Below are 20,626 nucleotides of genomic sequence, written 5' to 3' on the forward strand. Positions count from 1 at the left end.
CCCCGCAGGCCCGGTTTCCGCGCGGCGCCCTCGACCTTTTCTCAGGCCGAGGGCGCCGTTTTCACGAGCAAGCCCCGGAGCGGCGACGTCTGCGCGGCCGGCCGTCGGAAACTGAGAAATCAGACCACGACCTCTTGTTAGATTGTCGACAATCTGATTGTCTTGCCATCTGTTCTCGCTGGAGTGGGCCGGATGGTGAAGACGGAGTTCGGTCCGATTGCCGACACGACACGCCGTGCCGAAATCGTGGCACTGCTGCGGCGCGCGATCCTGACCGGTCAGCTTGAGCCCGGCCAGAAGCTCAACGAGCTCAGGATTTCCGAACAGATGCGGGTCAGCCGCGCGCCGCTGCGCGAAGCGATGCGCGAGCTGGCGCAGGAAGGCATCCTGACGAGCGTCCCCTATGCTGGCACCTTCGTCATCAATGTCACCGCCAAGGACATCGACGACGCCTATTCGCTCAACAAGGTGCTGGACGAGTTCGCCATCGAGCGGATGTGGAAGCAGCGCGACCAGCGTTTCTTCGACGAACTCGACCGGCGCCACGAGGCGGTGAAGCAGGCGACGCGCGACCGCGACACCACAAGGCAGATCGAAACCGCGCTGCAACTGCATGGTCTGATCCATGAATGGGCCGACAATTCGGTGCTCCTGGAAACCTGGCAAAGGCTGGCGAGCCGGCTGCAGATGTATTTCGCCCTGCATCAGCGCGCCCGCAACGAGCCGGTGCCTGCAGAGGACCTGCACGAGACCTATGTGGCGCTGCTCAAGGGCTCGGACATTCGCGCCGCCCAGCGCCATGCGCGCGAGCATATCGACCTCGATTTCGAAGAGCTTCTCGCCTATGCGCGCAGCCTTGAAAAGCGCGCGTCGAAGAACTGACACCCCTGCGGACAACGGACAGCAAAGTGAAGATCGAAACCATCAAAGCCTATCGCGTCGTGCAGCCCTTCGTGGACGGCCCCTACCGCATGTCCAAGGGGCGGGTCGCCGACTGCTTCGACGCGGTGATCGTCGCCATCACCTCGGACAGCGGCGTGACCGGTTGGGGCGAGATGGCGCCGCTCGGCAATTTCTACTCGGCCGCGTTCCCGGCCGGCACGCGTGCCGGCGTGCCGGAAATCGCGCCGCATCTCATCGGCCAGGACCCGCGTGGACTTGCCGGCATCGGCAGGCTGATGGACACCGTGTTCAAGGGCCACCCCTACATCAAGTCCGCGCTGGACATGGCGTGCTGGGATCTCGCCGCCCGCGCGGCCGGCGTGCCGCTGGTGACGCTGCTCGGCGGCAAGGAAAGCGACACGGCCGAACTCTATAAGGTCGTCACCCATGGCACGGTCGATCAAATGGCCGCACTTGCCGGGCGCATCGTCAAGGACGGCTTTCACCGGCTGCAGGTCAAGGTCGGCGGCAATGTCAATGACGATATCGAACGCGTCACCGCGGTCGCCGCCTCGGTGCCGAAAGGCACTGTCATTTTCTGCGACGCCAATGCCGGCTGGACGCCGTACCAGGCGCGCCGGTTCGCCGATGCGACGCGGGCGATCGACTATACGTTCGAGCAGCCCTGCACGACGATCGACGAGAACATGTCGGTGCGCCGCATGCTCGACAAGCCGATGGTGCTCGACGAATCCGTCACCTCGCTTGAGGCGATGCTGGAAATCCACCGCAGGGGCGCGGCCGACGGGCTGACGCTGAAGATCTCGCGGCTGGGCGGCGTGACGCAGACGCGGCTGATCCGCGACGTCGCCGTCGATCTCGGCTTCATGATCACGGTGGAAGACACCGGCGGCGCCGAGATCGACACATCAGCCATGGCGCATCTGTCGCTGTCGACGCCAGAGGAGCGCCGGCTGCACGCCATCGCCTTCCATGAATGGGTCACGGTGCGCACCGCGTCGAATGCGCCGCCGGTCACCGGCAGCCGCATGGGCATTCCAGACGGCCCGGGCCTCGGCATCGATGTGGATCCCGGCCTGCTGGGCAAGCCCTTCTTCGAGATCGGCCGCTGACGATCCGCAGCACCAAGGCAACGCCGCCGACGCCGGCCGCCGCCGCCATCATCAATGATGTTCTCGCCCAACGGCTGGTCGGCCGCGACGCCTTCGACATTGCCGGCGCCGAACATATGTGCCTGCCCTTCTGGACCGGCGTGCAGTCGATCAATGACCGCACCCGCTCAAGGCCTGGTCCGGTGACCGGCGCCCAAAGGCTTGCGACTTCTGAGATTGATCAAAGTACGGCAACGCGCATAACCTCTCTCAACAAGGGAGGGCTACCAATGGATCTTTTCAAACTGGAAGGCGATGTCGCGCTGGTCACCGGTGCCGGCAGCGGCATTGGCCAGGCAATCGCGATCGGGCTGGCCGAGGCAGGCGCCGATGTCGCCTGTTTCGGCTATACGTCGAAGGGCGGGTTGGACGAAACCGCTCACCGGATCACGGCACTCGGCCGCCGGGCGCTGGTGCTGACCGGCACCGTGACCTCGGATAGCGATCTCGCGGCGGCCATCGATCGCGTAGAAGCCGAACTCGGTGCGTTGACGGTCGGCGTCAACAATGCCGGCATTGCCGGCTCGGAACCAGCCGAGACACTGCCGCTGGAAAAGTGGCGAAAAGTGCACGAGGTCAACGTCGCGGGCGTATTCCTGTCCTGCCAGGCCGAAGCGCGCAAGATGCTGGCGCGGGGCAAGGGCTCGATCATCAACATCGCCTCGATGTCGGGCACCATCGTCAATCGCGGGTTGACGCAGGCGCACTACAATTCCTCGAAGGCCGCCGTCATCCATATGTCGAAGAGCCTCGCCATGGAGTGGGCCGATCGCGGGCTGCGCGTCAATGTCGTCAGCCCGGGCTACACGCTGACGCCGATGAACAAGCGCCCCGAGGTGGCCGAAGAGGTTAAGATCTTCAAACGCGACACGCCGATGGGACGCATGGCGGCGCCCGAGGAAATGGTCGGGCCGACAGTGTTCCTGGCCAGCCGCGCGTCGAGCTTCGTCACCGGCCTCGACCTGATCGTCGATGGCGGCTACGTCTGCTGGTAAACAGGGCATGCCAGCCATGTCCCGCCTGCGTCGGCCGGCTTCGCTTGCAGTCTGAAATTCCGCCGCGAACATAGCGTTAGTCGTTGCGCGGCATGAACGTTGGTATATATAATTTCATCCTATGAAACGGCGCTGGCGAGATGGGGCTTGCTGGGGCTATAGCCGAGAGCAATTCCGCCGGAATGCTTGGGATCATGGGACCTTGATGGCTCGCAGCTTGCAGGGCGCCGCAGGACTGGCAATTGATCCGCGGATGATCGCCATCGCGGCGATCGATCGGCCATGAGACTGCCCGCCTCGGCAGCGTCCGTCATCACCGAAATCGAGCATCATCACGCCTGCGCCGTCCTTGGCCGCGACATGGCGACAACGGCCTTGCGCAACAGCCAGCCTTTCCAACACAATCAAGAAAAGACGCAAGAAGGGAACGACCGATAACCGTCACAGCTTGAAGGAGAACCAAGCAATGCCACTTCGCAGTGTGATTTCGAAATTCTCAATGGGAGCTTTTGCATTTGCCGCGGCAAGTGTCCTGACGCCAACAGCGCAGGCAGCGGCACCGGAATCCAACGACCCGATCAAAATCGCGCTGTTCGACTGGACCAGCGTCAACCTCAACGCCAAGATTCTCGGCGGCATCCTGGAAAAGCTCGGCTACACCGTCGAATACCCGACCGCCGATTATCTCTCCAGCCTGACCACCGGCCTCACCAATGGCGACCTCGATGTCGGCCTGGAGTACTGGGACACCACGGCCGGCGAAGCCATGAAGGCCTCCGATGCCACCGGCCAGACCGAACGGCTCGGCAAGCTCGGCCCGAAGGCAAAGGAAGAGTGGTGGTTTCCCGAATATATGAAGGAAAAGTGCCCGACTTTGCCAGATTGGCATGCACTGCTCGACGCCACCTGCGCGGCATCGTTCTCGACCGCCGAGACGGCGCCGAAGGGGCGCTATCTCGGCGGCCCGGTGACCTGGGAAGGTTTTGACGACGAACGCGTCGCGGCGCTGAAACTGCCCTTCACGGTCATCCATGCCGGCACCGATGCCGCGATGTTCGCCGAACTCGATTCCGCCTATCAGCGCAAGGCGCCGATCATGCTGTGGATTTATTCGCCGCATTGGGCGCCCGCAAAATACAAGGGCGAATGGGTGCAATTCCCGGAATATACTCCCGAATGCTACAACGACCGGAAATGGGGCGTGAACCCGGACGCCAAATACGACTGCGGCAAGCCGCATGGCGAGATCTGGAAATACTCCTGGAACGGCATGAAGGACAAATGGCCGGTCGCCTACAAGGTGGCCAAGGCCTACACGGTCGATACCGATGAGTTGAACAAGATGAGCGGCGAGATCGACCTCGACGGCAAGACGCCGGAAGACGTCGCCGCCGCCTGGATCGCCGCCCACGAGGCCGACTGGAAAGCCTGGGCGCAGTGATCGCTCCGACTGGAAAAGGGAGACCTGGCTGGTACTAGCTAGGTCTCAATTCCTAGTGTTCCAGAAGGACGACTGAATGACGGAAGCTATTGAACAGGCATCAAACGCGACGGGAAAGGATCCCCGCCCGATAAAACTTGCCTGCCATAATGTCTGGAAACTGTTTGGGGCGAACGCCGCCAACTTCATCCGCGAGCGTAACGGCAAGGCCAGCACGACCGACATAGCCGCGGCGGGGCTAGTCGGCGCGGTGCGCGCCGTCGATCTGGAGATCCGGCAGGGCGAGATTTTCATCATCATGGGTCTGTCGGGGTCCGGCAAGTCGACGCTGGTGCGCTGCATGTCGCGGCTGGTCGAACCGACACATGGCAAGGTCGAGTTCGAAGGCAAGGATCTGCTCAAGATTTCCGATGCCGCGCTGATAGAACTCAGGCGCCACCGCATGGGCATGGTGTTCCAGAACTTTGCCCTGCTGCCGCATCTCAACGTGCTCGACAACATCGCCTTCCCGCTCAGCATCCAGGGACAGGATCGTTCGACACGCGAGGCGCGCGCCCGCGAAGTCATCGAACTCGTCGGCCTGCGCGGGCGCGAGCATTTCTATCCGCGCGAATTGTCCGGCGGCCAGCAGCAGCGTGTCGGTATCGCCCGCAGCCTGGCGACGAAACCCGAGATCTGGTTTCTCGACGAGCCCTTCTCGGCGCTGGACCCATTGATCCGCCGCGAAATGCAGGACGAGCTGATGCGGCTGCAGACCATGCTGCACAAGACCATCGTCTTCATCACCCACGATTTCGACGAGGCTATAAGGCTCGCCGACCGCATCGCCATCATGAAGGACGGGGAAGTCATCCAGATCGGCACGCCGGAGGAACTCGTGGTCAATCCGGCGACCGACTATGTCGCCGAGTTCACCCGCGACGTCGACCGCGCCAAGGTGATTTCGGCGCGCAGCCTGATGCGTGCCTGCGACGGCGCCGAGCATGGCGGCACGGTGGCGCCGGAGGCCAAGATAGCGAGTTTCTCGGCCAGCATCGTCGCCGCAGGCAAGCCTTTCGCGGTGATCAACGGCACCGGCAAGCCGATCGGCGAAGTGACGCCGCAAGCGGTGATCGATCTGCTGGCCGGCATCGAGCGAGCCGGCGCATGACGGTAACGGCAAGCGCCAGCCAGGCAAGGCCGCCGATTCAGCGGTGGCTGGTGATCTGGGTGCTCGCGCTTGCCGCCGTGCTGGTGGTGTTCCTGCTGCAGGACAAACTGCCATGGGCCGTCAACTATCCGGTCGAGGCGGTCGTTCCCGTCGCCGACTGGGTCAGCGCGCTGATGGGCTGGATCAAGTCGAACCTGTCCTGGCTGACCCGCTCGGTCACCGCGGTGCTCGGCGTGTCGCTCGACTTCGCGCTCGATCTCTTGGCCAAGAATTTCAAGTTCGGCCATGGCGCCGACGCTTTCGTGTTGCCGCGCTTGTCCTGGGTTGGCGTCTGCGCGGCGGCGTTCCTTGCCGGCTATGCGGCCGGTGGCAGAAAACTCGGCATGCTGGTTGGCGGCTGCTTTCTCTACATCGCGCTATTCGGCCAATGGACCAGCGCCATGCTGACGCTGGCGCTGATCTCGATCGCCGTGCCGTTCTGCATCGTCACCGGGCTATTCCTCGGCATCTGGGCGTGGCGCAAGCCGTGGGCGGAGCGGTTCATCGTCTCCCCTGCCCTCGACCTGATGCAGACGATCCCGACCTTCGCCTATCTCATCCCGATGCTGCTGCTGTTCGGCAACAGCCCCGTTTCGGCGATGATCGCCACCGCCATCTTCGCCACGCCGCCGATGGTGCGGGCAACCATGCTCGGGCTATCGCGGGTGCCGTCCGAGATCGATGATTTCAGCGAAATGGCCGGCTGCACGGCGCGGCAGAAATTGTGGCGCGTGCTGCTGCCGTCGGCGCGGCCGACACTGATGGTCGGCGTCAACCAGGTGATCATGCTGGCGCTGAACATGGTGATCATCGCCTCGATGATCGGCGCCGGCGGGCTTGGCTACGACGTGCTGCTCGCCCTGCGCGCGCTGAAGGTTGGCGAGGCGATGGAGGCCGGTCTTGCCATCGTCGCGCTCGCCATCGCGCTCGACCGGCTGAGCCAGGCCATCGCCCACAAGCAGGCAGCAGGCAATGTCCACCGGTCGTCCGCGAGCCCGGGTTTCTCGCGGCGCTACCCCAATCTGACGCTGGCCATCGCCATCCTTGTCGTCACTACGCTGCTCGGCCTGTTCGTGCCGGCCTTCGCGGCCGTGCCGAAGACGATCACCTTCACCACCGCGCCATTGTGGAAAGCGGCTGTGAACTGGGTGACGATCAACTTCTTCGACGTCATCGAAGCGTTTCGGGTAGCGCTGATCCTCAATGTACTCAATCCGCTGCGCGCCTTTTGCGAGGGATTTCCGTGGCTGGGCGCGGTGTTCCTGCTCGGCCTTGCCGGCTACCAGCTGTCAGGTTTGCGGCTGGCCGCACTTGTCGCGGCACTCACCGCCTTCTGCGCCATCACAGGCCTTTGGGAGAAGACCATGGCGACGGTCTATCTCTGCGGCATCTCGGCCTTCATCGCTTGCCTGGTCGGCATTCCGATCGGGCTTGCGCAGGCGCGCAGCGACCGTTTCGAAAAGATCGTCACGCCCATCATCGACACGTTGCAGGTGCTGCCATCCTTCTGCTTCATCATTCCGGTGGTGATGCTGTTCCGTGTCGGCGACGTCACCGCGATGATCGCCACGGTCGCCTTCGCCGTGGTGCCGGCAATCCGCTACACCAATCACGGCATCCGGCAGGTGCCGCCGGCGCTGATCGAGGCGGCGAAGGTTTCGGGCTGCACGCCGCGCCAGACCTTCTTTCGGGTGCAGCTGCCGCTGGCGCTGCCGGAGATCATGCTGGGCGTGAACCAGACCATCCTGATGGCGCTGGCGATGATCATCATCTGCGCCATGGTCGGCACGCGCGATCTCGGCCAGGAAGTGTTCATCGCATTATCGAAGGCCGATTCCGGCCGCGGCATCGTCGCGGGCCTGGCCATCGCTTTCATCGGCATCGTCGCCGACCGGCTGTTCAATGCGTGGACGGCGAAGGCCCGGGCAAGGCTGGGATAGTCAGCAAGATGCGCCGCGGCTACTCCGCCGCGACGCCCTTCACCTCGAGATAACTCTCCATGGAGTCGTCCAGCGCCTGTAGCCAGGGCGTGTGGTGCAGCGGCGCCATGGTGCCGGTCATCAGCGAGCGGTAGGCGTGGTCGCGGAAGCTCATAATGTCATCCGCCTTGTGATGCTCCCACTCCATGAAGGTCTGGTTGACCGCCTCGACGTCGAAGCCGGGATAATCGGTCTGGTCCATCAATTCCTTGGTGTAGTCGCCCTGGAACCAGATCATCTGCTCGGCGTCCTCAAGCGTTTCCTCGCGGGCGCGCCATTTCGCGCCGTGCGCCGCCATCGCCTCGGCCGAGGGCAGCTTGATGCGGCCCATGATAACGTCGCGCGCGAACCAGGCCTGCGCGTCAAACATGTTGAAGGTGTAGAACTGGTCCTGCATGCCGATGTAGGAAAGCTTCGGGTTCTTCTCCCAGACCACGCCCTCGTAGAGCGAGTCCGGCCACATGCGGTTGGCGGTCTTGAGCTTGAGATCGTCGGTGAGGAAGGGGAAGGAATGGAGGTAGCCGGTGCACAGGATGATGGCGTCGACATCCTTGGTCGTGCCGTCCTTGAAATGCGCGGTCTTGCCGACGACCTTCTGCAGCAGCGGCACCTCTTTCCAATTCTCGGGCCATTTGAAGCCCATCGGCTTCGAGCGATAGCTGGAGGTGATCGATTTGGCACCGTATTTGTAACATTGCGAACCGATGTCCTCGGCCGAATAGGAGCGGCCGATGATCAGGATGTCCTTGCCCTTGAACTCCATGGCGTCGCGGAAATCATGGCTGTGCAGGATGCGGCCGTTGAACGTCGAGAAGCCCTCGAAATAGGGCACGTTGGGCACGGAGAAGTGCCCTGAGGCGACGACGACATTATCGAACTCTTCCGAATAGGTGACGTCGTTGGTGCGATCATGCGCGGTGACGGTGAATTTCTTCGTCTCGTCGGAGAAGGTGACCATGCGCACCGGGCTGTTGAAGCGCACCCATTTGCGCAAGCCCGATTTTTCGACGCGGCCCTTGATGTAATCCCACAGCACGGCGCGCGGCGGATAGGAGCCGATCGGACGGCCGAAATGCTCCTCGAAGGTGTAGTCGGCGAATTCGAGACACTCCTTCGGACCGTTCGACCAGAGATAGCGGTACATCGAGCCGTGCACGGGATCACCGTGCTCGTCGAGGCCGGTGCGCCAGGTGTAGTTCCACAGGCCACCCCAATCGGACTGCTTTTCAAAGCAGACGATCTCGGGAATGTCGGCGCCCTTGTCGGCCGCCGATTTGAAGGCCCTGAGCTGGGCCAGACCGGACGGTCCGGCTCCGATGACGGCAACGCGAGTTTTCATTTCCGGGCCTCCATTTTTTTGATTTCCCCAGCGAAACAAATTTCACTGGCAGTGACAGTAATTGGCCGCTTGGTGCTGTCAACAGACATCTGCGGGAACGGCGTTTACGCGCAGCGGATTCCTGGCGAAAAACCCACGGCGGCCGCGATGGCCGCACTGCCGCGTGCGACATAAGATGGCTTGCCGTTGCGGTTGCGCTCCGTATCGGCACCTGACATGTTCACCTTGAGTGAAATAAATCCTGACGATTGGGGGGCGACATGGCAAAGGCAATTTCGGATACCAAGGCTCCCGCGAGCGCAAAGGCAAAACCGTCGCCGAAGGTGTCGGCGGACGGCAGGACCATCCGCGCGCCGCTGACACAAAACCCGCACGCCATTCGCGACACCCGCGAAAAAGTGCTGGAGGTCGCGATCGGCCGCGAGGTGCGGGCCTTCCGCAAGAAGCTCGGCATCACCGTCGCGGATCTCGCGGTCGCCACCGACATTTCGCTGGGCATGCTGTCGAAGATCGAGAACGGCATCACCTCGCCGTCGCTCACCACCTTGCAGGCACTGTCGCGGGCGCTGGGCGTTCCCGTCACCGCCTTCTTTCGCCGCTTCGAGGAGGAGCGAAGTGCTGTCTTTGTCAAGGCCGGCCAAGGCCTCGATGTCGAGCGCCGCGGCACGCGCGCCGGCCACCAGTACAACCTGCTCGGCCATATCGGTTCCAACACCAGCGGCGTCGTCGTCGAACCCTATCTGATCACGCTGACCGAGGATTCGGACGTGTTCCCGACCTTCCAGCACGAGGGCATGGAGTTCCTCTACATGCTCGAGGGCGAGGTCGTTTACCGGCACGGCAGCAATCTCTACCCGATGAAGCCCGGCGACAGCCTGTTCTTCGACGCCGACGCGCCGCATGGGCCGGAGCAACTGACGAAACTGCCGATGCGCTATTTGTCGATTATTTGTTATCCGCAGAACAGTGCGGGTTAGGCGGGCCGCCGCAGCCTCCCTCACCCGGATTGCCAACCGAATTGCGAAGAGCAATTCGGGGCAATCCGACCTAGGGGAGAGGAGTGCGCCGGCGCCAAGTCTCTTCTCCCCTCGGGGAGAAGGTGGCCCGAAGGGCCGGATGAGGGGGCCTTGCTTTCAATCCGGCCCAAATCCCGCTGATGTCGGGCTGCCGTCATCCAGCTTCGACAGCCATTCCACCAGCGTCGGCCGGTAACGCGTGAGCCCCTTATAATTGGCGAGTTCCTCGGGCAGGTCGCGGATCACGCGGTGCAGGCGCCGTGCCCATTTCGGCTGCGTCACCAGCTCGTCCATCTTGATCAGGTAACAGCGGATCGGGAAGACGATGCCGTTGGAACGCGGCAGCCGCCAGAAGCTTTGCAACTCGACCCGCAGATGCACCTTGTCGCCGACGTTTTCGGGCGTCACGGTCGTACGATCCGGTCCCCACTTGTGATAATTTTCGGGGCTGGTGTCGAGGCGCGGATTGATGGTCATCGTCCAGTTCAGCCGCCGCGCCGGTTTGCCCTGCTGGATATTGGTGAGGAATTTCAGCGCCCTGACGAAAATCCCCTTCTCGTGCGCCAGCGGCACCGGCGCGTGCCACTCGAAGAAATTCATGCCGATGTCGAAATCGAGCGACCAGTCGGCCTGGGTGGTGACCATGCCGGCATCCATCCACAGATTGCCGTCGCGCTGGTCGAGGATGCAGAAATCGCCCTGGCTCTGGCGGGTAATGTATTCCATCGGCCCGTAAGGCAAAGTCGAGGTGTCACCGAAGGTGAAGGTGTCGTCGATGCCGAGCGGCCGGTTGATCCAGCGCCAGCGATCGCCGTCCCGCGTCAGCGTGAAATGCTCGGGATAGCCCAGCGCCTGCTGCTCCATCAAAAGTTCGAGCAGGTCCCAGCCGGCGAGCGTCATGTGCGGCAGCGACTGGCAGCGCAGCGGATCCTCAGCCAGCACCATCGCGCGGTCCTGCATCTCGGCGACATAGTGCTCGTCGACGTCGATCAGGTTCTCCAGCACCGAGCCTTTCGGGCCGACGACATGCGGCTCTATGTTGACCGCATACATGTAGCTGTCTTCGTGGAACGGAAACGGGAACCGCCTGATGTGCTCAGGGCTGTTCCTGAAGGTGAAGTCGTCGCGGAACGTTTCCTTGCGAAAGGTGATGCCCAAGCTCGCCTCCTATCTTTCCAAGACCAACGATTTGCCCTCGAAGCGCGAGACGCACGGCATGATCTTCCTGCCGGAACGGTGGTCTTCCTCGCTCAGCCAATGGTCGTTGTGGATGAACTTGCCGTCACAAGAGATGACGTTGGTCTCGCACTGGCCGCAGACGCCGCCACGACAGAGATAAGGCGGATCGACGCCGGCCGCCTCGATGGCTTCGAGCAGGCTCTGCTGCTCGCCGACGCGGATGATCTTGCCGCTGACGGCAAGCGTCACGTCGAATGGCAAACCGGGCTGCGGCGCCGCGAAATGCTCGAAATGCACGGTCTCCGGCGGCCAGCCGAGCGCGGCGGCACGGTCGCGCACCCAGTTGATCATGCCGGCGGGGCCGCAGACATAGAGATGAGTGCCCAGCGGCTGCGAGGACAGCAGGCGGTCGAGCTCGATACGCTCCTCGCGGTCGTCATGATAGAGCCGGACGCGACGGCCGTAGCGTTCGCTCAGCACATCGGCATAGGTGCCGAGCGAAGCGGTGCGGCAGGTGTAATGCAGTTCGAAATTGCCGCCTTCGCCTGCCAGTTGCGCGGTCTGCGCCATGAAGGGCGTGATGCCGATGCCGCCGGCGAGCATCAGGTGCTTTTTGGCGCGCAGGTCGAGTGAGAACAGATTGACGGGATAGCTCACCACCATCTCCAGCCCCGGCCGGACCTGGTTGTGCATGAACAGCGAGCCGCCACGGCCGACATCGTCGCGCCGCACCGAGATCGTGTATTCGCGCGTGTCGAGCGGCGAGCCCATCAGCGAATAGGGATTGAGCCTGGTGCGCTCGCCATCGCGCATCTCGACCACGACATGGGCGCCGCCGGAAAAGGTCGGCAACAGCTCGCCGTCACGCCGGCGAAAATGGAACCGGGTGACCAGTTCGTTGACCGGGACGACATCGCTGACGACGACGTCGAGCTTGGTGGTTCCGGTGCTCATCGGAAGATCTCCTCCATCGGAGGAATTTCACTGCGGTCTTCGGCATTGATGCAGACGCCCTGGAAGGCGGCGAGGCGCCGGGAGTAGTGATCGCGTACCAGGAGAAGCAGGCCACAATGCGAGCAGGTCGCCGGCTGCGTCGTCACGTTCTCGGTGATGCCCTTGCAGTGCACGCACTGCATGCGCCGCGCCAGCGAGCCGCGATGCTCGGTCTGCATGGAGGTGTGGTCGATGCCGGCTTCGAGCGCCACCTGCATGGCCTGGCCGATCAGCCCTTCGGTGCCGGCGAGATAGAGGCGCAGACCCATATGCGCGTTGGCCAGCGTCTGCTTCAGACGCGGCAGCAGACTGGCGAAGGACGGCGCGATGTGCAGTTGCGCCGGCTTCAACGCTTCGAGAGCGGCACCATATTTGCCGTCAGGACCGGCAATGAAGACGATTTCGGCGCCGTCGAAGAACCCGGCCGGAGCCTCCGCGGCCATGTCCGTTATCGCGAGCGCGCCTTCCGCATCCGCCACGAAAAGATGATGCTTGCCGGGTTGCGGAGACAGGGTCCCGTAAATAGGCCGGCTGATGATGGTCTTGGCTGCCATTCTGTCTTTGTGCCTCGAAACCCCTCGCTGTCGATTATGCCTCAGCCTTTCGTCGTGCGCTTGGTCTTCTTGGGATCGTCGAACGGCAAGGGCTGCGCCGTCGCCTTGATCGACCCGCTCTTGTTGCGGATTTCGAGCTTGGTGTCCTTGACCGCGCAGTCGACGTCGAGCCGGGCGATGCCCATCGATTTCTCGACCAGCGGCGAATACATGGCGCAGGTGACAACGCCGACTTGTCTGCCGTCGCGATAGACCGGAGCGCCCTCGTCGGCCGGCTCCTTGCCGTCGAGCAGGACGCCGTAGATCTTGAAGCGCTCCTTGCCTTTCAGGCGATAGTGCTCTTCGGCGCCGCGGAAACCGGTCTTGCCGGGGCTGACGGTGAAGTCGAGGCCGAGTTCCCATAGCGTGTCGCCGGGACCTTCATTCTCGAACGGGTATTTCTGCGAATTGTCATAGGGATAGAACAAGAGGTAGCTCTCGACGCGCAGCATATCGAGGGTGGTAAAGCGGCACGGAATGATGCCGGCGCTCTTGCCCTCGTCGAGGATCCTGTCCCAGATCGTGCCGGCATCCTGGCCGCGGCAGAAGATCTCGTAGCCGCGCTCGCCGGTATAGCCGGTGCGCGAGATCATCACCGGAAAACCGAACAGTTGCGTCTGCATGTGGTGGAAATAGTTGAGGTCGCGAATGCCGGGCACGTGCTTGGCCAGATAGTCGACCGCAGTCGGCCCCTGCAGCGACAAATCGTGCAGATTGTCGTCGAAGCGCAGCGACACGTCCCGGCCCATCGCCGCTCGCTGCAATTCCTCGTGGCCGGTGCCCGAGCCGTGCACCACCATCCAGGAATTTGGTCCCGTGCGGTAGAGGATGCAGTCGTCGGTGAATTTTCCTGCTTCGTTCAGCATGCAGGCATAGGCCGACTTGCCGGGATAGATTTTTTCGACGTCGCGCGTTGTGGCGAGGTCGATGAGATGCGAGGCGTGCGGCCCTGTGATGTGCACCTTCTTCAAGCCGGAAACATCCATAAGCCCGGCCTTGGTGCGGATGGCGGTATATTCCTCATCGGCATCCTTGTCGTAGGTCCAGGCGGTGCCCATGCCGCTCCAGTCTTCGAGTTTCGACCCCAGAGCGCGATGGCGGTCCGCCAGGGTTGAAAATCTCCAGGATGCCGTCATCCGCTCGTCCTCCGTTCGAAAATCCTGATGTTCCCTGCTCCTTTGCCCAAGGCCGGAGCTTTGGATTGAATATTGACCGCAAACGCGGGAAGCCTGCAATCCCCTTGAAGCAAATAATTTCATTGTCAGGCAAAATTGTTCACTCGAAACGAGCGGTTAACGCCACGTAAATTCGTCTTGACAAGTCCGGGATTCGGGCGGAGTTTATGAAACAAATTTCACTCTCTTGAAAGAGAGCGGCGGGCGGTGGATTCGGAACCGGGCGCCGGCGAAGAAGGGGAAAACCGATGTCAGACCTGCATCAGCGCATCGAGGCGCTGTATCGCTCCGATTTGCGCGGATCCGCGCTCCTGATCGTCTGCCTGTGGGCGACGATCCTCTTCGTCCTCTTCATGACATGGCCATACATTCCGCAGGGCGGCATCAAGGCCGTCGTCGCCATGGCCGCCGCCGCGGTGCTCATCTTCAACACGGCAGCCATCCTGGCGATGGTCAAACACTACAAGGAAGACAAGGAGTTCATCTACGGGCTCGACATCAAGAACGCCGACGCGTCCCGCAACCGCAAGTCCTGAGGGGAGAAACAATGTCCCGCTATACGCCGCCGGAACAGAGCAAGGCCGGGCAAGTCTTCGACATCGCCGTTGTCGTGGTCGCCATTTTCGTGGCGCTGTGGCTACCGCTGAAGCTTGGTCTTGCCGGTGCCGCGAAATCCATCGACGCGCTCGATGCCAAGACCTGGGAAGCGCTCGGGCAGAATCCGACCATGGCGTCGATCTGGGAAAAGCTCGGCTATACGCCGGAGACCGCGCACGACGTCATCCAGAACCGGTTTCACTACATCATCGACTGGCCGACGCTGATCATCATGGCGGCCGTGCTGATCGGTTATTTCGTGTTCCTGTTCCGGGCATCCGACCGCGAATATCGCGATGTCATCAACGAAAAGTTCGACGACAAATAAAGTCTGGCGACGAAGAATTTGGGGACACGATCATGTGGGTGGCACTCTCTTACGCATGCTGGGGCATCTCGATCGTGCTCGCGCTGTGGATGCTCTACGACTGGTTCAAGGTCGATACGAACTACTCCGAGGACGTTCTGACCTCGTCGCGTGAAGGCGAGCTCGAAGCTGTTTCCGAAAAACACCGGATCTGAGTGGGGATTGATCGATGACGGTCGCGCTTGAAAACACCACCACCACCACAATTCACGGCGACCGTGTATCGCTGCTTCGGGTGCTTGGCCCGGCCCATGTCTGGGCGCTCGGTGTCGGCATCGTTCTGGTCGGCGAGTTCACCGGCTGGAATTTCTCGGCCGACAAGGGCGGCGCGCTGGCGGCCCTGATCGTGTGCTGGGTCGTCGGGCTGCTCTACACCTCCGTGGCCATGATCGATTCCGAGGTGACGTCGACGGTGGCCGCCGCCGGCGGCCAGTATGCGCAGGCCAAGCACATCGTCGGCCCGCTGATGGCCTTCAACGTCGCGCTGTTCCTGGTCTTTGCCTATACGATGCTGGAAGTATCCGACGCCATCCTGCTCGGCGACACCATCGTCGCCAAGGCGGGAGTCGAAGGGCTGACCCACAATTCCTTCATCGCCGCCACCATAGTGGTCCTGGCCTGGCTCAACTATCGCGGCGTGCTGATGACGCTCAACGTCAACTTCGTCATCACGGCCATCGCCTATGTCTCGATCGTCGTCCTGTTCTTCTCGGTCAGCCCGTGGACGCAAGGCGCGGTGCTGAAGCTCAACGAACTGGTCACTCCAGGCAATGCGCTGCCCTATGGCTGGATCGGTGTCATCGCCGCCTTCCAGTTCGGCATCTGGTATTATCTCGGCATCGAAGGCACCACGCAGGCGGCCGAGGAAGTGCGCTCGCCGGCACGCTCGCTGCCCTACGGCACCATGGCCGGCATGATCACGCTTCTGATCGCCGCCGCCATGACCTGGTATGTCTGCGCCTCGCTGATGCCCTGGGAATATCTCGGCATCACCTATTATCCGCTGTGGGATGCCGGCAAGCTGACCGGAAGCCCGCTGCTCGAGAACCTTCTGTTCATAGCGACACTGCTCGCCGCGCTTGCCTCCGCCAATGGCTGCATCAACGACGCGGCGCGCGCCTGGTTCTCGCTCGGCCGCGACCGCTATCTGCCGAGCTGGTTTTCGGCGGTGCATCCGAAATATCGCACGCCCTACCGCTCGATCCTGTTCCTGCTGCCGATCGCGCTGGCTTTCGCCTTCATCGCCGATCTCAACCAGGCGATCACCTTCTCGATCCTGTCGGGCGTGCTGCAATACACTTTCATGAGCATCAACATCATGATGTTCAGGAAGAAGTGGCCGCTGGGCTCGATCCGCCGCGGCTACACGCACCCCTTCCATCCGCTGCCGGCAATCGTCCTGTTCTGCCTGTGCGTGGTGACCTTCTTCGCCATCTTCCTCGGCTTCGGCTCGCAGTTGATCGCCATGGTCGCCTTCTATTTCCTGATCTCGCTGTGGTTCCATTTCTACCGCTACAAATTCGTGCGGCGCGGCGACCAGTTCACCATGCCGTGGCCGAAACCGCAGGGCTATTGATGGGAGTAGGCCCGCCCAGGATCTGGACGGGCCTTGAACAATAAAATGTCCGAGGTGACATCAGCACTGCTTGCCGGGGCAATCGTCCTGGCTCTCGCCCTTCATTTTGTGTGGCTGGCACGCCGCAGCCGCGACAGGGCCTCGGCAGCGCTCGCCGCCGACGAGGCCAGCATTCGCACTGTCGTCGCGGACGCGGCCAATGTCTCTGACGGCACCGCCGGCGTCATCACCTGGGAAGGATCGTGGAACAGCCAACGCGTGCAGGTGCGCACCATCGTCGACACGCTGGCGACGCGGAAACTGCCGGCGCGCTGGCTTAGTGTTTCGATCACCGAGAAGGTCGCGGTGTCAGCCATTTTCGACATGATGATGCGGCCGGGCTCGCCGACGACGTTCTCGAATTTCGATCATCTGGACCATACGCTGCCGAAAGCTCCGGGATTTCCAGCCGAGGCGGTGCTGCGGACGGACCGCCGAGGCACGCGCTTCCCCCAAGGCATCATCGCCGGTCATCTCGAAGCCTTTGGGGATGGCCGCGCCAAGGAACTGCTGATCACGCCAAACGGAGTGCGCATCGTGTGGCTGCTAGCCGAGGCCGAGCGGGCACGCTACGGTGTCTTCCGGCAAGCCGCGTTCGGTGACACGCGGATCGATGCGACGCTGATCGAGCGGCTGCTCGTCTCTCTCTCGAAGCTGCGCGACGCCATCAACCGAAGCGAACGGCAGGCCGCATGAGCACTTCAAACACTTCGCCGGCACCAGTGAGCCCTTATCTCGTCCTGGGCGCCGCAATCGTGCTGCCGGCAAGCGGTCATGTCATTCTTGGCGTGCCGGTGCGCGGATTGCAGTTCCTTTTCTTCATGGTGATCCTCGCGTGGGTGACCGCCAAGATTTCGCCGCCGGATGCCAGCTTCGTCGGCCGTCACGCCGGCGGCTTCCTGATCTATGCGCTGTCGATCCTCGACGCCTACAAGATCGCTCGTATTCGTACCGCCAAATGGGCTCACAATGCCCGACCGGAGGGCGATGATGTGCCGAGCGACATCGAGCCGCACGCGTAACCAGAGGAAAATTTTTTTCATCCCATTGAATTCAAGGATTTCATTCGGTACATCATCTCTAGTCACAAACGTCGGGAGGCTGACATGTGCGGAATCGTTGGACTTTTCCTGAAGGACAAGGCGTTGGAGCCGAAGCTCGGCGCGATGCTGTCGGAGATGCTGGTATCGCTCAGCGACCGCGGCCCTGACAGCGCCGGCATCGCCATCTATGGCGCGACGTCAGGCAACGAGGCCAAGATCACCATCCAGTCGCCGAAGCCGGAACGCGATTTCCGCGGCCTGGACGCCGAACTCGCCAGGGCTCTCGGAGCGCCAGTCAGCATTGCGGTGAAATCGACCCACGCGGTGGTCAGGACCGCGCCCGACAAGGTCGACGCGGCGCGTGAAGCCCTCCAGTCGCTGAGACCCGACATCCGCATCATGGGCGCCGGCGAAGCGGTGGAGATCTACAAGGAGGTCGGCCTGCCCGAAGCCGTCGTCGATCGCTTCGACGTGCGCAAGATGACCGGTACGCATGGCATCGGCCACACTCGCATGGCGACGGAATCGGCGGTGACGACGATGGGCGCACATCCCTTCTCGACCGGCGCCGACCAGTGCCTGGTGCACAATGGTTCGTTGTCCAATCACAACAATGTCCGCCGCGAACTGGTGCGCGAGGGCATGAAATTCGAAACCGAGAACGATACCGAAGTGGCGGCCGCCTACCTTTCCTCGCAAATGGCGCATGGCAAGAACCTCGGCGAGGCGCTGAAAGGCACGCTCTCCGACCTGGACGGTTTCTTCACCTTCGTCGTCGGTACCAAGAATGGTTTTGGCGTGGTGCGCGATCCGATCGCCTGCAAGCCCGCCGTGATGGCCGAGACCGACCAGTATGTCGCCTTCGGCTCGGAATATCGCGCGCTGACCAAACTGCCCGGCATAGACAATGCGAGGGTCTGGGAACCGGAGCCCGCAACCGTCTATTTCTGGGAGCATTGAGTTCATGCCGGCAACCTCCAAGGCAATGCGCGACAGCCATGCGCGCGTCTTCGACCTCGACATCCTGTCGCTGCGCGAACTCAACCAGGCGCTGCACAATCTGGCTCCCGGTTCGAACGAGACGGCGTGGGAAGTTCTCAACCCGAAAGGCAACCATTCGGTCGCCGTCGGCGTCGACCAGCCCGTCAGCATCGATGTGCGCGGCAGCGTCGGCTATTACTGCGGCGGCATGAATTCGGGCAGCACGATCACCGTGCACGGCTCGGCCGGCCCGGGCGTCGGCGAGAACATGATGGCGGGTTCGATCGTCATCAAGGGCGACGCCAGCCAATATGCCGGCGCCACCGGCAAGGGCGGGCTGCTGGTCATCGAGGGCAATGCCTCCTCGCGCTGCGGCATCTCGATGAAGGGCATCGACATCGTCGTGCACGGCAATATCGGCCATATGTCGGCCTTCATGGCGCAGTCCGGCAACCTCGTGGTGCTGGGCGATGCCGGCGACGCGCTGGGCGATTCCATCTACGAGGCGCGGCTCTTCGTACGCGGCAAGGTCGACAGCCTGGGCGCCGACTGCATTGCCAAGGAGATGCGGCCCGAGCATCTGGAGTTGCTGCAGGGCCTGCTCGATCGCGCCGGCGTGACCGGCGTCAAGCCGTCGGAGTTCAAGCGCTACGGCTCGGCGCGCACGCTCTACAATTTCAATATCGACAACGCCGACGCGTATTGAGGCAGCATGACCTATCGCAACCCGCCGACGACGCCGCGCAAATCCGCGACTTTCGACGACTACACGCTTTCCGAAATCCGCCGTGCCGCTGCGACCGGCATCTACGATATCAGAGGTGCCGGCGCCAAGCGCAAGCTGCCGCATTTCGATGATCTTCTGTTCCTCGGCGCCTCGATCTCGCGCTATCCGCTGGAAGGCTACCGTGAGCGCTGCGACACGTCAGTCGTGCTGGGGTCGCGCCATGCCAAGAAGCCGATCGAGCTGAAAATTCCGATCACTATCGCCGGCATGAGCTTCGGCTCGCTGTCCGGCCCGGCGAAAGAAGCGCTCGGGCGCGGCGCGACGCTGGCGGGCACCTCGACCACGACCGGCGATGGCGGCATGACCGAGGAAGAACGCGGCCATTCCAAGCAACTGGTCTATCAATACCTGCCGTCGCGCTACGGCATGAACCTGCGAGACCTGCGCCGTGCCGATGCGATCGAAGTGGTCGTCGGCCAGGGCGCCAAGCCCGGCGGTGGCGGCATGCTGCTCGGCCAGAAGATTTCCGACCGCGTCGCCGAGATGCGGACGCTGCCGAAGGGCATCGACCAGCGCTCGGCCTCGCGCCATCCCGACTGGACCGGCCCGGACGATCTCGAGATCAAGATCCTCGAACTGCGCGAGATCACCGACTGGGAAAAGCCGATCTACGTCAAGGTCGGCGGCGCCCGCCCCTATTACGACACGGCGCTTGCGGTGAAAGCCGGCGCCGACGTCGTCGTCGTCGACGGCATGCAGGGCGGCACGGCGGCGACGCAGGAAGTGTTCATCGAAAATGTCGGCCAGCCGACGCTCGCCTGTATCAGGCCAGCCGTGCAGGCGCTGCAGGATCTTGGCATGCATCGCAAGGTTCAGCTCATCGTCTCCGGCGGCATCCGCAACGGCGCCGATGTCGCCAAGGCGCTGGCGCTCGGCGTCGACGCGGTGTCGATCGGCACGGCGGCACTCGTGGCGCTCGGCGACAATGATCCCCGCTGGGAGGCGGAGTACAACGAACTCGGCACCACGTCAGGCGCCTATGACGACTGGCATGAGGGCAAAGACCCTGCCGGCATCACCACGCAGGATCCGGAACTGATGAAGCGGGTCGACCCCGTGGCCGCCGGACGCCGGCTGGCGAACTATTTGAAGGTGATGACGCTGGAGGCGCAGACCATCGCCCGCGCTTGCGGCAAGAACAGCCTGCACAATCTCGAACCCGAGGACCTCGTCGCATTGACGATCGAGGCAGCCGCCATGGCCGGCGTACCGCTGGCCGGCACCAACTGGATACCGGGGAAGAACGGCTTCTAGAACACACCCAAAGACATAGCGAGGAACTA

Annotated in this window: 21 protein-coding genes; 16 read left to right on the top strand and 5 right to left on the bottom strand. The window is 62.7% G+C overall.

What is annotated here, in order from left to right; genetic code table 11:
- The first annotated feature begins 192 nt into the window (after positions 1-192).
- The 6 genes from FJ970_RS27020 to FJ970_RS27045 all read left to right on the top strand — a co-directional run bounded on the left by FJ970_RS27020 (position 193) and on the right by FJ970_RS27045 (position 7,619).
- A complete protein-coding gene (locus FJ970_RS27020) occupies positions 193-882 on the top strand; it encodes a GntR family transcriptional regulator (RefSeq protein ID WP_140757626.1) in 690 nt (229 codons plus the stop codon).
- A gap of 26 nt (positions 883-908) precedes the next feature.
- On the top strand, positions 909-2,015 hold the full coding sequence (locus tag FJ970_RS27025) for a mandelate racemase/muconate lactonizing enzyme family protein (RefSeq protein ID WP_140757627.1): 1,107 nt from the start codon (positions 909-911) through the stop codon (positions 2,013-2,015).
- 269 nt (positions 2,016-2,284) lie between these two features.
- Positions 2,285-3,049, top strand: a complete 765-nt coding sequence (locus FJ970_RS27030) for an SDR family oxidoreductase (protein ID WP_140757805.1) — start codon at positions 2,285-2,287, stop codon at positions 3,047-3,049.
- A 466-nt stretch (positions 3,050-3,515) separates the two neighbouring features.
- Positions 3,516-4,490 (top strand): ABC transporter substrate-binding protein, encoded by a 975-nt coding sequence (locus FJ970_RS27035; RefSeq protein WP_140757628.1) that lies wholly within the window; start codon positions 3,516-3,518, stop codon positions 4,488-4,490.
- A 76-nt stretch (positions 4,491-4,566) separates the two neighbouring features.
- Positions 4,567-5,640: a quaternary amine ABC transporter ATP-binding protein gene (locus FJ970_RS27040; protein ID WP_140757629.1), complete on the top strand. Its 1,074-nt coding sequence runs from the start codon at positions 4,567-4,569 to the stop codon at positions 5,638-5,640.
- Positions 5,637-7,619 (top strand): ABC transporter permease, encoded by a 1,983-nt coding sequence (locus FJ970_RS27045; protein ID WP_140757630.1) that lies wholly within the window; start codon positions 5,637-5,639, stop codon positions 7,617-7,619. Before FJ970_RS27040 ends, FJ970_RS27045 begins: the two co-directional genes overlap by 4 nt.
- 19 nt (positions 7,620-7,638) lie before the next feature.
- On the opposite strand, the gene FJ970_RS27050 is transcribed toward FJ970_RS27045, so the two are convergent.
- Positions 7,639-8,997: an NAD(P)-binding domain-containing protein gene (locus tag FJ970_RS27050; RefSeq protein ID WP_140757631.1), complete on the bottom strand. Its 1,359-nt coding sequence runs from the start codon at positions 8,995-8,997 to the stop codon at positions 7,639-7,641.
- Between the two features lie 260 nt (positions 8,998-9,257).
- Here FJ970_RS27050 and FJ970_RS27055 point away from each other — a divergent pair, with 260 nt between their 5' ends.
- Positions 9,258-9,974, top strand: coding sequence for a helix-turn-helix domain-containing protein (locus tag FJ970_RS27055; protein WP_140507935.1), 717 nt, complete (start codon positions 9,258-9,260; stop codon positions 9,972-9,974).
- A gap of 156 nt (positions 9,975-10,130) precedes the next feature.
- On the opposite strand, the gene FJ970_RS27060 is transcribed toward FJ970_RS27055, so the two are convergent.
- The 4 genes from FJ970_RS27060 to FJ970_RS27075 are packed head-to-tail and all read right to left on the bottom strand — an operon-like array spanning position 10,131 to position 13,914.
- Positions 10,131-11,171, bottom strand: coding sequence for a heme-dependent oxidative N-demethylase family protein (locus FJ970_RS27060; RefSeq protein ID WP_140757632.1), 1,041 nt, complete (start codon positions 11,169-11,171; stop codon positions 10,131-10,133).
- A 9-nt stretch (positions 11,172-11,180) separates the two neighbouring features.
- Complete coding sequence (locus tag FJ970_RS27065) at positions 11,181-12,146, bottom strand: PDR/VanB family oxidoreductase (protein ID WP_140757633.1); 966 nt, start codon at positions 12,144-12,146, stop codon at positions 11,181-11,183.
- Positions 12,143-12,739 carry a dimethylamine monooxygenase subunit DmmA family protein gene (locus tag FJ970_RS27070; RefSeq protein ID WP_140757634.1) on the bottom strand — a complete coding sequence of 199 codons (597 nt, stop codon included), beginning with the start codon at positions 12,737-12,739 and terminating at the stop codon, positions 12,143-12,145. The genes FJ970_RS27065 and FJ970_RS27070 overlap by 4 nt, the downstream gene beginning before the upstream one ends.
- 41 nt (positions 12,740-12,780) lie before the next feature.
- The gene (locus FJ970_RS27075) at positions 12,781-13,914 is read right to left on the bottom strand and encodes an aminomethyltransferase family protein (RefSeq protein ID WP_140757635.1); all 1,134 of its coding nucleotides are present in this window, start codon (positions 13,912-13,914) and stop codon (positions 12,781-12,783) included.
- A gap of 287 nt (positions 13,915-14,201) precedes the next feature.
- Between FJ970_RS27075 and FJ970_RS27080 the strand changes: the two genes are divergently transcribed.
- From FJ970_RS27080 to FJ970_RS27120, 9 genes are all read left to right on the top strand, one after another.
- Complete coding sequence (locus tag FJ970_RS27080; protein ID WP_140757636.1) at positions 14,202-14,489, top strand: hypothetical protein; 288 nt, start codon at positions 14,202-14,204, stop codon at positions 14,487-14,489.
- An 11-nt stretch (positions 14,490-14,500) separates the two neighbouring features.
- Entirely contained in the window at positions 14,501-14,878 is a 378-nt protein-coding gene (locus FJ970_RS27085) for a hypothetical protein (protein WP_023771056.1), read from the top strand.
- Between the two features lie 32 nt (positions 14,879-14,910).
- On the top strand, positions 14,911-15,072 hold the full coding sequence (locus tag FJ970_RS27090; protein WP_027142261.1) for a hypothetical protein: 162 nt from the start codon (positions 14,911-14,913) through the stop codon (positions 15,070-15,072).
- A 14-nt stretch (positions 15,073-15,086) separates the two neighbouring features.
- Positions 15,087-16,493 (top strand): APC family permease, encoded by a 1,407-nt coding sequence (locus tag FJ970_RS27095; RefSeq protein ID WP_140507951.1) that lies wholly within the window; start codon positions 15,087-15,089, stop codon positions 16,491-16,493.
- A 45-nt stretch (positions 16,494-16,538) separates the two neighbouring features.
- The gene (locus FJ970_RS27100) at positions 16,539-17,228 is read left to right on the top strand and encodes a hypothetical protein (protein ID WP_181178418.1); all 690 of its coding nucleotides are present in this window, start codon (positions 16,539-16,541) and stop codon (positions 17,226-17,228) included.
- A complete protein-coding gene (locus tag FJ970_RS27105; protein WP_140757637.1) occupies positions 17,225-17,554 on the top strand; it encodes a hypothetical protein in 330 nt (109 codons plus the stop codon). The genes FJ970_RS27100 and FJ970_RS27105 overlap by 4 nt, the downstream gene beginning before the upstream one ends.
- Positions 17,555-17,638: 84 nt before the next feature.
- The gene (locus FJ970_RS27110) at positions 17,639-18,535 is read left to right on the top strand and encodes a class II glutamine amidotransferase (RefSeq protein ID WP_140757638.1); all 897 of its coding nucleotides are present in this window, start codon (positions 17,639-17,641) and stop codon (positions 18,533-18,535) included.
- A 4-nt stretch (positions 18,536-18,539) separates the two neighbouring features.
- A complete protein-coding gene (locus FJ970_RS27115; RefSeq protein WP_140757639.1) occupies positions 18,540-19,262 on the top strand; it encodes a GXGXG domain-containing protein in 723 nt (240 codons plus the stop codon).
- Positions 19,263-19,268: 6 nt separating this feature from the next.
- Positions 19,269-20,597, top strand: coding sequence for an FMN-binding glutamate synthase family protein (locus tag FJ970_RS27120; RefSeq protein WP_140757640.1), 1,329 nt, complete (start codon positions 19,269-19,271; stop codon positions 20,595-20,597).
- Positions 20,598-20,626: the final 29 nt, after the last annotated feature.

The sequence above is a fragment of the Mesorhizobium sp. B2-1-8 genome, from assembly GCF_006442545.2.
Lineage (GTDB): Bacteria > Pseudomonadota > Alphaproteobacteria > Rhizobiales > Rhizobiaceae > Mesorhizobium.

What these genes read in the sequence shown, in the direction of transcription:
- FJ970_RS27080 (WP_140757636.1), top strand. Translation starts at nt 14,202, where the DNA reads ATGTCAGACCTGCATCAGCGCATCGAGGCGCTGTATCGCTCCGATTTG.
- FJ970_RS27090 (WP_027142261.1), top strand. Translation starts at nt 14,911, where the DNA reads ATGTGGGTGGCACTCTCTTACGCATGCTGGGGCATCTCGATCGTGCTC.
- FJ970_RS27075 (WP_140757635.1), bottom strand. Translation starts at nt 13,914, where the DNA reads ATGACGGCATCCTGGAGATTTTCAACCCTGGCGGACCGCCATCGCGCT.
- FJ970_RS27020 (WP_140757626.1), top strand. Translation starts at nt 193, where the DNA reads ATGGTGAAGACGGAGTTCGGTCCGATTGCCGACACGACACGCCGTGCC.
- FJ970_RS27095 (WP_140507951.1), top strand. Translation starts at nt 15,087, where the DNA reads ATGACGGTCGCGCTTGAAAACACCACCACCACCACAATTCACGGCGAC.
- FJ970_RS27120 (WP_140757640.1), top strand. Translation starts at nt 19,269, where the DNA reads ATGACCTATCGCAACCCGCCGACGACGCCGCGCAAATCCGCGACTTTC.
- FJ970_RS27055 (WP_140507935.1), top strand. Translation starts at nt 9,258, where the DNA reads ATGGCAAAGGCAATTTCGGATACCAAGGCTCCCGCGAGCGCAAAGGCA.
- FJ970_RS27035 (WP_140757628.1), top strand. Translation starts at nt 3,516, where the DNA reads ATGCCACTTCGCAGTGTGATTTCGAAATTCTCAATGGGAGCTTTTGCA.
- FJ970_RS27065 (WP_140757633.1), bottom strand. Translation starts at nt 12,146, where the DNA reads ATGAGCACCGGAACCACCAAGCTCGACGTCGTCGTCAGCGATGTCGTC.
- FJ970_RS27050 (WP_140757631.1), bottom strand. Translation starts at nt 8,997, where the DNA reads ATGAAAACTCGCGTTGCCGTCATCGGAGCCGGACCGTCCGGTCTGGCC.
- FJ970_RS27085 (WP_023771056.1), top strand. Translation starts at nt 14,501, where the DNA reads ATGTCCCGCTATACGCCGCCGGAACAGAGCAAGGCCGGGCAAGTCTTC.
- FJ970_RS27030 (WP_140757805.1), top strand. Translation starts at nt 2,285, where the DNA reads ATGGATCTTTTCAAACTGGAAGGCGATGTCGCGCTGGTCACCGGTGCC.
- FJ970_RS27070 (WP_140757634.1), bottom strand. Translation starts at nt 12,739, where the DNA reads ATGGCAGCCAAGACCATCATCAGCCGGCCTATTTACGGGACCCTGTCT.
- FJ970_RS27040 (WP_140757629.1), top strand. Translation starts at nt 4,567, where the DNA reads ATGACGGAAGCTATTGAACAGGCATCAAACGCGACGGGAAAGGATCCC.
- FJ970_RS27115 (WP_140757639.1), top strand. Translation starts at nt 18,540, where the DNA reads ATGCCGGCAACCTCCAAGGCAATGCGCGACAGCCATGCGCGCGTCTTC.
- FJ970_RS27045 (WP_140757630.1), top strand. Translation starts at nt 5,637, where the DNA reads ATGACGGTAACGGCAAGCGCCAGCCAGGCAAGGCCGCCGATTCAGCGG.
- FJ970_RS27110 (WP_140757638.1), top strand. Translation starts at nt 17,639, where the DNA reads ATGTGCGGAATCGTTGGACTTTTCCTGAAGGACAAGGCGTTGGAGCCG.
- FJ970_RS27105 (WP_140757637.1), top strand. Translation starts at nt 17,225, where the DNA reads ATGAGCACTTCAAACACTTCGCCGGCACCAGTGAGCCCTTATCTCGTC.
- FJ970_RS27100 (WP_181178418.1), top strand. Translation starts at nt 16,539, where the DNA reads ATGTCCGAGGTGACATCAGCACTGCTTGCCGGGGCAATCGTCCTGGCT.